The 12,990-nt window shown below is 65.5% G+C and carries 7 protein-coding genes; 1 reads left to right on the top strand and 6 read right to left on the bottom strand.

What is annotated here, in order from left to right; translation table 11 throughout:
- Positions 1 to 167: 167 nt before the first annotated feature.
- Entirely contained in the window at positions 168 to 3,002 is a 2,835-nt protein-coding gene (locus ACP7AR_RS16745; protein WP_426188304.1) for a DUF5722 domain-containing protein, read from the top strand.
- A 45-nt stretch (positions 3,003 to 3,047) separates the two neighbouring features.
- Here ACP7AR_RS16745 and ACP7AR_RS16750 read toward each other — a convergent pair whose 3' ends face one another.
- The 6 genes from ACP7AR_RS16750 to ACP7AR_RS16775 are packed head-to-tail and all read right to left on the bottom strand — an operon-like array spanning position 3,048 to position 12,978.
- Positions 3,048 to 4,394, bottom strand: a complete 1,347-nt coding sequence (locus tag ACP7AR_RS16750) for a GH1 family beta-glucosidase (RefSeq protein WP_426188306.1) — start codon at positions 4,392 to 4,394, stop codon at positions 3,048 to 3,050.
- A complete protein-coding gene (locus tag ACP7AR_RS16755) occupies positions 4,391 to 7,192 on the bottom strand; it encodes a hypothetical protein (RefSeq protein WP_426188308.1) in 2,802 nt (933 codons plus the stop codon). The genes ACP7AR_RS16750 and ACP7AR_RS16755 overlap by 4 nt, the downstream gene beginning before the upstream one ends.
- Positions 7,189 to 9,792, bottom strand: a complete 2,604-nt coding sequence (locus ACP7AR_RS16760) for a family 78 glycoside hydrolase catalytic domain (RefSeq protein ID WP_426188310.1) — start codon at positions 9,790 to 9,792, stop codon at positions 7,189 to 7,191. Before ACP7AR_RS16760 ends, ACP7AR_RS16755 begins: the two co-directional genes overlap by 4 nt.
- Positions 9,789 to 10,616, bottom strand: coding sequence for a carbohydrate ABC transporter permease (locus ACP7AR_RS16765; protein WP_426188312.1), 828 nt, complete (start codon positions 10,614 to 10,616; stop codon positions 9,789 to 9,791). The genes ACP7AR_RS16760 and ACP7AR_RS16765 overlap by 4 nt, the downstream gene beginning before the upstream one ends.
- Complete coding sequence (locus tag ACP7AR_RS16770; RefSeq protein WP_426188314.1) at positions 10,616 to 11,572, bottom strand: carbohydrate ABC transporter permease; 957 nt, start codon at positions 11,570 to 11,572, stop codon at positions 10,616 to 10,618. Before ACP7AR_RS16770 ends, ACP7AR_RS16765 begins: the two co-directional genes overlap by 1 nt.
- 59 nt (positions 11,573 to 11,631) lie before the next feature.
- A complete protein-coding gene (locus ACP7AR_RS16775; protein WP_426188316.1) occupies positions 11,632 to 12,978 on the bottom strand; it encodes an ABC transporter substrate-binding protein in 1,347 nt (448 codons plus the stop codon).
- Positions 12,979 to 12,990 lie beyond the last annotated feature (12 nt).

Raw genomic sequence — 12,990 nt, forward strand, 5'->3', positions numbered from 1 at the left:
TTATGCATTCTGGTAGAAGACGATTCAGTGCGATCGCGACGATCGCCACGGCCGCTCTGCTCCTGAGCGGCATCACAGCGGGGTCCGCGGCGGCGTCGCCACGACCCAGCGAACTGACGGCTGCCGAGTTAAGCGTCGGTATCGCATCCGTCGCTGTGGCAGACGAGATGATCACCGTAACCGGCTCGGTCGGCGCTGAGCAGGCCGGCGCCGACGTCGAGGTGTCCGTCTCCAGCGCACATTCGGCTGCCGGCGCCGATGACGCGCAGGCGTTCGGCACTGCTGTCGCGGGTGCCGACGGCTCGTTCACCATCGAGGGTCCTCGCCTTCGAGCAGATGGAACGGACAGCCTCTACGGGCAGTTCGCAGCGGCAGTCAACGGCTCTGCGGTCGGTGCGCCCCACTTCGCCGACGACCTGCAGCTGACCACGGCGAGCACAGCGGACTTCCCTCAGGTGCTGGACAAGAAGGGCCTTCAGGTCCAGATGTCGGACGATGCTGAGAGCCTCGGTGTGCAGCACGCGGCGATCAACCTCGACCTGGCCGCGATCATGCTCAACAAGAAGACGAGCGATGACAACATCACGTTCGCCAGCGGTGGCCAGGAATACCACTTCGACGCCGCAGAAGTCGAAGCGCTGGACACTCAGATCAAGGCGGTGTCGGACAACGGCACCCTGGTCAATCTGATCGTCCTGCTCTACGAACACGATGACGAACCGGACAGCGCTGCGAACATCCTGATCCACCCGGACGCCTCGCGCGAGCCCGGTGCTGGACCGGTGTTCGGGTTCAACACCGTCACTGACGAGGGTGTGAAGTACACGACGGCCGCGATGGAGTTCATCTCGAGCCGCTGGTCGCGCACCGATGAGGAGTTCGGTCGTGCGGTCGGCTTCATCGTCGGCAACGAGGTCGATGCACAGTGGATCTGGTCGAACTCCGGCGAGAAGACGATCGACGAGTTCCTGAACGACTATTCTCGTGCGCTGCGCATCATGTCGCTGTCCTCTCGTAAGTTCTACGACCAGGCGCGCACGTACACGTCGCTGACACAGCACTGGACGGTTCCGGCCGGGGGGAACGCGACCCGCTTCTATCCGTCGAGAGACGTGATCGAGAAACTGAACGCGATCTCCAAGACAGGCGGCGACTTCCCCTGGTTCATCGCGTTCCATCCCTATCCGCAGGACTTGTTCAAGCCTGATTTCTGGAACGACACCGCCGCGACAGACAGCGTCGACACCAAGCTGCTCACCTTCAAGAACATCCAAGTGCTTCCCGAGTACCTGGCATCGAGTGAGCTGCAGTACAAAGGCGAACCGCGTCGGATCATTCTTTCCGAGCAGGGCTGTCATACACCGGGCCCTGGCAGCAATCTCACTCTCGACGCGGAGAAGCTGCAGGCGGCTTGCTTCGCATACGCCTACTACAAGATCCGTTTCCTGCCGTCGATCGACAGCTTCATCCTGCACCGCCACGTCGATCACCTGTTGGAGGGCGGATTGAATCTGGGCCTGTGGGCGTACGACACCACGACGGACAGCCCGAACGCGCCGCTGCGTCAGAAGTACAGCTATGACGTGTTCAAGTACATCGACACGGCACGCTCGCTCGAGGTCACGGAGTTCGCCAAGGCGATCATCGGGATCGATGACTGGGCGGATGTGATCGACGGATTCGACTCGACCGTGCTCGACGAGCGGCCGATCACGACCACGGTGGGAACACGCGTGGACGGACGAGAAAGCGGCTCGGCTCCGCTGGGTGCGTTCGACCTCGATGAGAACGGCTGGGAAGCATCAGACAATGTGGCTGAGGCGACTGCAGTCGACGGTGTCCTCCACGTCGTGGATGCACCCGAGAAGTTCGCCAAGCAGTGGCGAAGCGTCGCCAAGTCGTTCACGGCGGATGACGCGATCTCGGCCAGCGGCTGGCTCACCGCTTCTGTCAGGCTCCCTGTCGATACCGAACTGGGCGCAGACACGTTCGCGGGGATCAGGGCGACGACATCGTCCGGCCAGGTGGTCGAAGGCGAGGCCAGGGTTCTGGCTGATGGCGAATTCCATTCCGTCGCACTGCAACTTCCAGAGACGGTTGCCGGCGACACCCTGGTCAGGGTGAAGGTCATGGTTCGCGGCACCGGGACATCCGAACCGGTGACGTCCTTCGACATCGCGTCGGTCTCGCTGTCCCAGACTGTCGGCCCGTCTCAGTCGACGAACGTCGTGGTCGCCGCTGCGACCGACAGCGCAGAACTCGTCGGGTCGAAGCTGACGGTGACTCTGACCAATCTGGATATGGATGCGCTCCGCGGAGCTGTGCGCATCCCGGACGACTGCGGTGATTTCGACGTTCCCGAGAATGCTGCGAACATCCCCGAGACGCCGACAGGAGGCGTTGCCACACTGGAATTCACTGTGAGTGCGGTCCGGGGTGACGCGAGCACGCTGTGCGTGGGCCTCGAACGTGACACGGTCGAGGTGACGGTGACGATCCCGCCACCGGCACCGAACGGCGAATACGACTTCGAGGTGGATACGCAGGGGTGGGAGGCCGGTGCGTACGTCGACTCCGTCGCACGGGTCACGAGCTTCGCCAACGGTCCGCGCGTGCCGCACGGCGGCGTCGGAGCGCTCGAAGCGACGAGCGTGCCTGCGCCGGCGACGACGCCGCGAGTCATCTCGGCGACACCGGAGAAGCCGGTCGACCTGAGCGAGGCGACGTCGGTTCACGTGTGGGTGGACTCGTACGGCGGTGCTCCCGGTGCGACCGGGTATGTGGCCACGTTCACCTTGACCGCTGCGGACGGCACCTCCGTGACGCAGAGGAACACCGCGTTCTCACCGGACAAGTGGAATGAGCTGTCGATCGATGTGAGCGATTGGGATTCGCGCAGCGCCGTGGTCTCGTTCGAGGTCTCGTTCGCCGCGACCGGGACCACCTATCCCAACTGGGTTCCCAAATTCCAGATCGACGACGTCGGATATCTCACGGACTAGTCGAAAGCGGGGCAGGAACCGACGGGTCGATCCCTGCCCCGCTTCTCACTTCGCGTGGTGCGCGGCGATCACATCGCGGTACCAGTGCGCGGAATCCTTCGGAGTGCGCACCAGCGTCTCGGGATCCACCCGGACGATGCCGTACTTCTTGGTGAAGCCCATGCCCCATTCGTAGTTGTCCATCAGGCTCCACAGATAGTAGCCGCGCACATCCGAACCCTCCGCGACTGCACGGTCGATCCATTCCAGGAACCCTCCGACGTAGCGGATCCGCTCCTGATCGTGGAGTGGATCCGCGCCGGGCTCAGCGGGCCCGTCGGGAAGGCCGTTCTCGGTGATGTAGATCGGTCCGTTCCAGCCGTAGTCGTCGCGGACCATCTGCAGTGCCTCGTACACGGCGCGCGGGTAGAACTCCGAACCGTCGTCGAGGAAGTTTCCGCCGGGGGGCGGATCGCTCTCGGCCCAGCCGTTCGAGTCCTGGTTCTTCGAGTTCACCACCACTCGTGAGTAGACGTTCAGGCCGAGGTAGTCCACGGGCGAAGCGATGATCGCCTGGTCGCTGTCGTGGACATCCGGGAACGTCCCCTCTGCCTCGAGCCGCTCTCGAAGCCGGTCGCTGTAGCCGCCGCCCCGCAGTGTGTCGAGGAAGAAGCGGAAGCCATCATCCTCGCCCTGAGCAGCCAATGCCAGATCCTCCGCAGAGTCGGTGGCGGGCTGGCGCTTCCAGATGTCGAGCACGACGCCGATGTCACCGGGAGAACCGGCCGCGCGGAACGCCTGCACGGCCTTGCCATGGGCGAGCATCTGATTGTGCATGGCCTGGCGGCCGGCGCGCTCGTCGCGCAGCCCGGGTGCGAAAGCACCCAGTGCGTACCCCACCCACGTCGAGATGGGTTCGTTCACCGTCGCCCAACGGCTGATGCGATCGCCGAGCGCGTCGAAGGCGACAGAGGCATACTCGGCGAACCAATCGGCCACGTCGCGGTTCGGCCACCCGCCGCGATCCTCCAGCGCCTGCGGCAGATCCCAGTGGTACAGCGTGGCGTTGGGGGTGATGCCGGCATCCAACAGAGAGTCTGTGAGCCTGCGGTAGAAGTCCAGGCCCTTCTGATTGGTCCTGCCGATGCCGTCGGGCATGATCCTCGACCAGCTCAGTGAGAACCGGTAGCTGTCGAGTCCGAGCCATTTCATGATCTCGACGTCTTCGGGGTACCGATGGTAATGGTCGCAGGCGACGTCACCGGGAATGTCTTCGTGGACCTTGCCCGGCGTGTGTCCGAAGGTGTCCCAGATCGACGGACCCTTGCCGTCTGCATCCCACGCGCCTTCGATCTGGAAAGCGCTGGTGGCGGTTCCGAACTCGAACGATTCTGGGAGGTTGAGGAGGCTCATGGGGTGCGCCGTTCTTGAGGTGGGGATGATGACGGATGCTCGAGCAGGATTCTCACCGGGCCGAGCAATCCGTGCGGACGCGTCGGCGGGTCATCGAAGATGTCGATCCCGCTTTCGACCACTGCGTTGCGAAGCGCGGTTCTGACCTCGATCTCGATCTCCGTTCCGTTCACGACGGAACGGCCGAGGTCGATGACTGTGTCGTCGAGATAAGCCACGCCGATAGCATGGCCGTGCATGCGGATCACGGCCGACCCAGCCACAGCGCCGAGGTCGATCCTCGCGTTCGCGCCTGCAGGCGACTCGTCCGGCAGCACGACTCGGGCGGTATATCGTCCAGTGCCGGAGACGCCCTTGAGCGCATCGATCGTCCGCCAGTCGCCAGGGCCGACGTCATCCAACTCGATGCTCCGCGGGCCGTCAGGCTCTTCGCTGATCACCTCCAGCCGCCAAGACTCGAGAGTCGCCGCCGCATCGTGGGCCCTCAGGGCATCGGTCGTGAGCGGTGCATCAGCAGCGGGATCCGGCTCCACCGCCGTGTCGAGCTCGAACACGCGGACCCCGAGCGCGGGGATGCCGGCGGCGAACGTCGTGCGGTCATCTCCCGCGGCATGTGGAGACGGAACGATGTCCCCACTCCACAGATCGAGTTCGCGTACGCGGCCTACTCCTTCGAGCGACAAGCGAGTCGTGACCGGCCGCGACTGCGTGTTGTACACGAGCAGGTAGCGGACATTCCCCGCTTCGCGCCATTGCGTGAGCACGGCGCTGCCATCGGTGCTCGCCCTCGGCGCCAGTCCGAGTCGGGTGAAAGCAGCGGCGGCGTCGGCCATCGTTCGTACACGCGCGGTCGTCGGCATCGACAGGGCGCGGGTCATCGCTGCACGAACGCGTGCATCGCCGTCTGCGCCGCGCGCGAATCCGGAGTCGGCGGCCGGTGGTTCACCGACCACGACAAGACGAAGCCCCCGTTCTGCGGCTTCGGCGATCGCCTCGGCGGTCTCCGGCGGGAGCGTCCGCTCGTCGACGACGAGTCCGCGATAGCCCGGACCGTCTGCGAAGAGTTCCGGACGTCGACCCACCCCGTCGATGACGCCGAGAGGATCGATGAACTGCACGCTGAAGCCGGCGAGATCGAGCGCCTCGGTGTCTGCCAGCCTGGCAGGGGTCGTCGCATCAGCGGTGGGGTCGCGCACGCCCCGCGCCGCGATCGTCAGGAACCCGTCCCGGTAGATGGCGACGTCCGTGCGCGGCACCCCGGTCTCGAGCACGACGGCTCCGCGCGCCCAGTAGTCGGTGAGCGGCCGCCAGTTCGCCCACTCGGGGAAGTGGATGCTGTTCCAGCTGTCCGACACGATCTGCTGGAAGCGGTTCTGGGTCGGCCACTCTGCGTCCTCGGTCTGCGAGGCCACACCATGCAGGAACGGCTTCGTGATGCCAGCCGCCCACTCTTTCGCCAGCATCCGCTGCAGGTCGCCGAGAGTGACGGCGTAGGCGGCTCGGAACTGCGCGCCCAGCTCGGTGCTGATGCGTACGGCACCGCCCTGGTGCGCCCCGCCCACGACGCAGCGCTGCCAGTCGAGTGCGAACTTCCAGGTGGCATCCTCGCGGCTGATGGGGAATCTGTCGCCGGAGTTCAGCGATTCGCCCTCGGCGCGACCGCCTGCGCGTACGAAGTCGCGGTTGCTGCGGATCGCTTCGAGATTCTGCCCGTAGGCCGCCTGCGACTTGTGCTGCAGGCCATGGCCTGAGGACCATTCCTGCAGCGGCAGCAGTCGACGGGAGATGTAGAGGTCGGTCAGCAACCGGTAATAGTCCTGCCGCACACGGCGCCCGGTTCCAGGGTCGGTGTCGTCGTCGAGCTCGAAGTCGGCGACGGGCTCCTCGTTCGGCAACCAGAAGTGGGACATACCGTGTGCGAACAGAAGCGGAAGGTACGGCGTGGGGTCGTAATCATGTCGTTCGACGAAGCGCTCGATCAGGTCGGACGTCCAGAACAGCGAATCGGCGTGCAGCTCCAGCGAGTCCTCGAAGAAGTCCGTTCCGACCCGGCGCAGCAGCTCGACGTTCTCGGCGCCCAGCTGATGCTCGTCGATGTACGCGGTGGCCGCAGCTGTCGCATCCTGATCCAGGAAGTTCGTGACACCCTGCTCGCACTCGCGCATCCAGAAGGCGAAGAGAACCCAGTCGCCGTCGCGCGGCTGCCACCTGATCGCCGAGTCGACGACCTCGGACGTCACATCCATCAGCGAAGTCGTGTCGAGGACGGTCGAGGTCGCGGGTGGGTGGATCGGCCCACGAGGCGACGTCTTCTCGTCCTGGACGCTGACGACAGACGGGGGCGCACCGCGTTGCACCACGCGGGCGGCGGTGACCCGCACCAGCGTGGCCGGTCGCCTCGCCTCCGGGTCATCGAATGCCGTCGGGATCGGCACGAGCGCTGGAGTCGCGCCGTTGAGCGGCACAGACCCGTACTGCAGCTCGCGCGACGAGTACGCGGTGCCTGTCGCGGTGTTCGGCGTGCAGAGCGGCCACGCCGCTCCCAGAGTCATCGCGACACCGACGCCCAGTCGCTCCGATTCCTGCAGGACCGCGGTGAGCGCCGTGCGCTGCGCCTCGTCGCCCCAGAATTCACGGCTGAAAGCGATCTCCACCTCGCGGAAGCCGGCATCGGCGATGCCGCGCAGCTGGCCGAGAAGATCGTCGATCGGCACTGCGCTCTGCCACCACCAGCGCACGCCGGGGCGATCGTCGGCCCGCGGCTCGGCGAAGCGGTCGGGGTCGAGCGGTTCCCTCACGCGGTCGACACCTCCGCGGCGAACTCGTGGTGTCCGTGCTCGACGGTCGTCGGGGCGGTAGCGCCAGGCATCCACACCTCGGCAGTCACTCCGTAGGGAACCGAAAGCGACAGCTCCGTCCTACCGTCCTCGAGACGCCAGGAGACGGCGATCTCACCGTACGGCGACAGATGCCTCGCCGATGCCGACGTCAGATCACCCGTCACCCGCGGACGCACCTCGATCGTTCTGTAGCCGGGTGATGTGGGTGCGAGACCTGCGAGGCAGCGGTACATCCAATCGGCCACAGCGCCGTAGGCGTAGTGGTTGAACGAGGTCATCGTGCCCGGGTTGATGGAGCCGTCCGGCAGCATCGAATCCCAGCGCTCCCAGATCGTGGTCGCACCCATCGACACCGCATACAGCCACGAGGGGCAGGATTCGGTGAGGAGCATCCGATGGGCGAGATCTTCGCGACCGGCCATGGTCAGCGCATCGAGGATCAGCGGAGTGCCCACAAATCCGGTGCTGACTCGGAACTTCGCGTCCATCACCAGTTCTGCCAGGCGTCTGCCGGCCCCGTCGCGTTGACGGTCCGTCGCGAACAGGTCGCCGGTGATCGCGAGCGCGTAGACGGTCTGGCAGTCGCTGCGCACGACTCCGGTGTCATCGACGTACGCCGAGATGAACGCCGCACGCACCCTTCGCTCAAGAACGGCGTAGTCCTCCGCGTCGGCCTGCCGGCCGAGAACGGCGGCCACTCTCGCGAGGATGCCGCTCGAGCGTGCGAAGTAGGCGGTGGCGACGACATCGGGATCGGCTTGCGCGCGCGCTGCGTCCTCCGGAGGAGCAGTCGGGTCGAGCCAGTCGCCGAAAGGCCCACCGGTCGTCCAGAGCAGATCCGGCCCGACCATTCCGCGCACCTTCTCGACCCACGCCCGCATGGACGTGTACTGCCGTTCGAGCACTCCGACATCGGCATATGCGAAATGCAGCGCATCGGGGACGATGGTCGCCGCATCGCTCCACGCCGCCGCTGCCGGATCCGGATCACGCAGCACGTCAGGGATCACGAACGGCACCCCGCCGTCCGGCTTCTGCTCGGCCGCCAGATCCTCCAGCCATTCCGACAGGAACCCGGCGGTGTCGAAGAGCGTCGTGGCGGTCGGGGTGAACACCTGGATGTCGCCCGTCCAGCCGAGACGCTCATCACGCTGCGGACAGTCGGTCGGCACGGCGAGGAAGTTTCCGCGGGTGCTCCACACGACGTTGTCGTGGAGCCGGTTGAGCCGGGTGTCCGAAGACTCGAACCAACCTGTTCGCTCGAGGTCCGTCCCGAGCACGAGTGCGTCGACGTCTGTGAGAGCGAGCTCCGGCACTCCGTCGATCTCGGCGTAGCGGAATCCGTTGAAGGTCAGCGTGGGCTGAAGGACCTCATCCGGCCGACCCGACAGGATGTACGTGCTCGTCGCCAGCGCGCTGCGCAGCGGCCTGACACCAAGCTCGCCGTGCTCCAGGACCTCGGCGTGGCGCACCGTGACCTCCTCGCCGGCGGCACCGCTGACACGCAGGCGCACCCATCCGACGAGGTTCTGGCCGAAGTCGACGATCGTCCTGCCGGAGGGCGAGGTGATCAGCTGGACTGCGGGCAGCGTCTCCGTGATGCGCACCGGCGGGCCGCTCGGCGCGACGAGGCGTTCGGATGCTGCGCCGCGCACCTCGACCCTGTCGACCTCTTTCCCGTCCGGGGAGTCGGCGATGCGCATGTCACGACGCTGTCCGTCGTAGAAATCATCGAACAGGATGCTGCTGCCGACTGCTCCCCATCCGGCATCCGTTCCGAAGATCCCGCGCGAGCCGTCAGCGTACGTCACCTCGATCTGCGCGAGCAGCGCCAGGCGGTCACCGTAGCTGGAGCGGTTCTGCGGCCATACGAGCTGCCCGCGGTACCACCCGTTGCCGAGCAGCGCCTGCAGTCGATTGGAGCCGGCGTGCAGAAGCTCCGTGATGTCATATACGCGATAGCGCAGCCGCTTCTCGTACGCGGTCCACCCCGGTGCGAATATGTCGTCACCGACGCGGTGGCCGTTGATCGTGAACTCCACGATCCCGTGCGCCGTGAGGTAGAGGCGTGCGGATACGGGATCGGCTGCGAGGTCGGCGTCGCCGAAGAGGAGAGGTGCGCCGTCGGAGAGTCCACCGATCGTCGCCGGGCTGATGAGGTCGCGCACCCAGTCGCTCTGCGCGAGCAGGCCGGCCTCGATCACCAGCGACTCGCTCGGTGCAGACCAGGAGGGGCCGCTGCCCGAGCGAACGCTCACTCGAACCCGCTCCCGCGATTCCAGTGGAGCGAACGGCCAAGGCACGAAGAGCTGCTCGGGGGAGTGGACGATCACCGATGAGGTGCCGCTGGCGCGTTCGAGCGTCAACTCATATCGATCCGACCGCCATTCGGGACCGGCATCCTCGACGCGCCATGACAGGCGAGGGGTCGCCGTTCCGATGCCGAACGCGTCATCCTGATACTCCGCACGGAGCTTCGTGACGGTGACGCTCTGCCGCACAGGCGACTCGCGTGCCTGCGGAGAAATGTCGGCCGATTCTTCCAGCCGCTGGATCACTCGAGCCCCGTTCCGGCGATGCCCTTGAGGTACCACTTCTGGAACACGATGAACACGATGAGCACCGGCAGCATCGAGATGACCGCACCGGCGAGACCCACGGCCGGCGAGATCACGGAGTTCTCGCCGCCGGCGAGTGGGGCGAGGGCGACGTTGATGACGCGGTTGGCGGGGTTCGGCGCGATGACCTGTGGCCAGATGTACATGTTCCATGCGGTCAGGAAGCTGATCGAGCAGAACGTGGCGAGTGCCGGCTTCGCCAGAGGGAGGGCGATGGAGGTGAGCACGCGCCCCCAGCTCGCCCCATCGATGCGCGCAGCCTCGATGAGGCCCGCTGGCATCGTCGCGAAGAACTGCCGGAAGAGCAGGATCGCGAAGGCGCACTGCGCCGCCATGGGGATGATCAGCCCGGCGTAGGTGTTCAGCCAGCCCAACTGGAAGGTGACGATGAAGAGCGGGATCAGCGTGAGGTTGCCGGGGATGAACATCGGAACGATCAACGTCGCCATCACGGCCGCAGACCATTTGAACGGGATCTTCGCGAGTGCGAATGCCGCGGGCAACGACAGCAGCAGTTGAAGGCCGACGATGCCGAGGCTGAAGATGAAGGTGTTGGCGATGACCTGGGGCGTGAGGAAATTCCAGGCGTCGACGAAGTTCTGCCAGATCGGCGTCTCCGGGAGGAGCGGCTTCGGAAAGGCCGAGACCTCCGCAGCGGACTGGAGCGAACCGGAGACCATGAAGAGCAGCGGCGCGGCCATGATGAAGCCGCCCAGGATGATCGCCGCGTAGCGGAGCGTGGCATGCAGGGGGGAGGTACGCATCAGCTGCGCTCCTTTCGGATTCGCACGATCACGCGCACGAGCAGGACGATGACGATCATCAGTACGAGTTGGAACAGCGAGAGCGCACTCGCGTAGCCGATGTCTCGCTCTGAGAAGGCGACCTTGTAGGAGTACAGGGCGATCGACTGCGTGGTCCCGAGCGGGCCGCCGTCTGTCATGATGAGCGCGATCTCGAAGGAGCCGCTCACGAAGCTGACGGCCTGGAGGACGGCGATCAGGATCGTGGTGCCCCACACGTTCGGCCAGGTCATCGACCAGATCTGGCGCCACTTGCTCGCGCCGTCGAGTGACGCCGCGGCATAGATGTCATCGGACACCCGTTGGAGCCCGGCCATGTAGAGGATGATGACGATCGGGAGACCACCCCAGATCATCATGAGGACGAGAGCGGGCCGCGCCCAGGCGAGGTCGGAGAGCCAGATCGGTCCATCGATCCCGATCCCGGCGAGCAACTGATTGATGAGGCCCTGCTGGCTGTACAGGTTGACCCAGATCAGCGCTGAGACGGCAGCCGAAGCGATCATCGGCGCGAAGTAGAAGACTCGGATCGCGCCGGTGCCCGGGAGGTTCGTGTTGACGAGAACGGCCAGGACGAAGCCGATGAGGATCGTGGGGATGACCCCCATCACGACGAACATGGCAGTGACGCCGAGGGCCTGCCACATGTCCTCGTCGCCGAACAGGCGGATGATGTTGTCGAGACCGACCCACTGGGGAGTGCCGAACAGATCCCACTCGAAGAAGGTCAGAACCAGGCCGCCCACCGCGGGGAGGATGACGAACGCCGTGAATGCGAGCATCCCTGGTGTGAGGAACGCGGCTGCGGTCAACGCGTCACGGCGTTTGGTCCGCCGATTTCCGGGTCTTTCCGCGGGGACCTGCCGCTTCGTCTCGCCCTGTCTGGGCAACGGCACATCAACGATGGGGGTGGACACTGCGATCTCCGATGATCGGGATCCGGGTGGGCCCCGCGGGGTCCCACCCGGACTTCGGGCTACTTGGTCTGCTTCTCGATGGCGTCGTTGACGGTCTGTTCGGCCTCGCCGAACGCCTCTTCGATGGATTTCCCGTTCAACAGGACTTCCTGTGTCGCCTTCTTCGTCGCCTCGGTCAGCGTCGTGGAGGAGGATCCGGGCATCTGCGTGAGGAGCACAGCAGTGCGCGCCGACTCGCCGAAGATCTCGATGTTGGCGGGCGGTGGGGCGCCGTCCTTCCAGATGCCGTTGTCGATGCCGTCGTCGGTCGGTGGGATGACGCCGCCGACTTCCTGGGCGACCTTCATCCCCGCGTCGGTGTCATAGAACCAGCTCAGGAACGCCCACGCGGCATCCTGGTTCTCGCTGGTCTGCGCGATGGAGAGTCCGTAGGATCCGCCGCCCGCTGTCGAATTGCCGTCGATCGTGGGCAGGACCTGAACATCCCAGTTGTCATCGGGCATCGTCGCCTTGAGCCCGGGTGCAGCACCTCGTGACGCGATGGCCATTGCGACGTTGCCCGAATCGAACTTGAGGGTCGGGTCGTCGGTGGTCGTCGTGTACTGGCCGGATGCCGTCCCGTATGCGCTCAGAAGCAACTCCCATGCCTTCAGTGCTTCAGGCTGCCCGATGCTGGACTTGTTGGTCTCCGGGTCATACACGCTTCCGCCGAATGCCTCGATGACGGGGCCGAAAACGATCTGTGCGGTGCCGTCCCCGAGCGGAGCAGCGAGACCGGTGACGGTTCCACCGCTCTTCGTCTGGATCTCCGCGGCGACCCGGTACATGTCGTCCCAGGTCCAGTCGGCCTCAGGGTACTCGGTGACGCCGGCCTTCTCGAAGGCGTTCTTGTCGTAGTAAAGCCCCACGGAATCGGCGCTCACGGGGAGCCCGGTGATCTGGTCGGGATCGTCTATGGGTCGGTACTGGCCGACGAACTGCGGCAGGAACGAATCCGCATCCAGATCGCCGAGCTTGCCGTCCTTCAGCCCTTCGGTCAGGTCGAGTGTGACGTTGTTCGTCGCCAGTGTGTCTGCGAGGAAGTCGACGTTGAAGAAGACGTCCGGCAGCTCGCCGCTCAGGCGAGCGGTGGCGAGTCCCTGGGCGTATTCTGCGGCATCGTCCGTGGTGCTGCGCACCTCGACCTTGCGGTCGGGGAACTCCTCCATATAGGCGTCCGCGTACTCCTGGAACTGGGGCTCGAGGCCGGTGATCGTGTTGAGGACGATCGAACTTCCGTCGACCTCTCCTGCGGCTCCGCCGCCGGTACCGGCTGCGCCGCCGCAGGCGGCGAAGAGCGGGAGCGTCGCGACTACGGCGAGTCCGAAGAGCGCTTTACGCGTCTTCTTCGCCTGCTGAGACATCATTGTCATCGTTCC

This window comes from Microbacterium sp. TWP3-1-2b2 (genome assembly GCF_049896145.1).
Lineage (GTDB): Bacteria > Actinomycetota > Actinomycetes > Actinomycetales > Microbacteriaceae > Microbacterium.

What these genes read in the sequence shown, in the direction of transcription:
- ACP7AR_RS16745 (WP_426188304.1), top strand. Translation starts at nt 168, where the DNA reads ATGATCACCGTAACCGGCTCGGTCGGCGCTGAGCAGGCCGGCGCCGAC.
- ACP7AR_RS16750 (WP_426188306.1), bottom strand. Translation starts at nt 4,394, where the DNA reads ATGAGCCTCCTCAACCTCCCAGAATCGTTCGAGTTCGGAACCGCCACC.
- ACP7AR_RS16765 (WP_426188312.1), bottom strand. Translation starts at nt 10,616, where the DNA reads ATGCGTACCTCCCCCCTGCATGCCACGCTCCGCTACGCGGCGATCATC.
- ACP7AR_RS16775 (WP_426188316.1), bottom strand. Translation starts at nt 12,978, where the DNA reads ATGATGTCTCAGCAGGCGAAGAAGACGCGTAAAGCGCTCTTCGGACTC.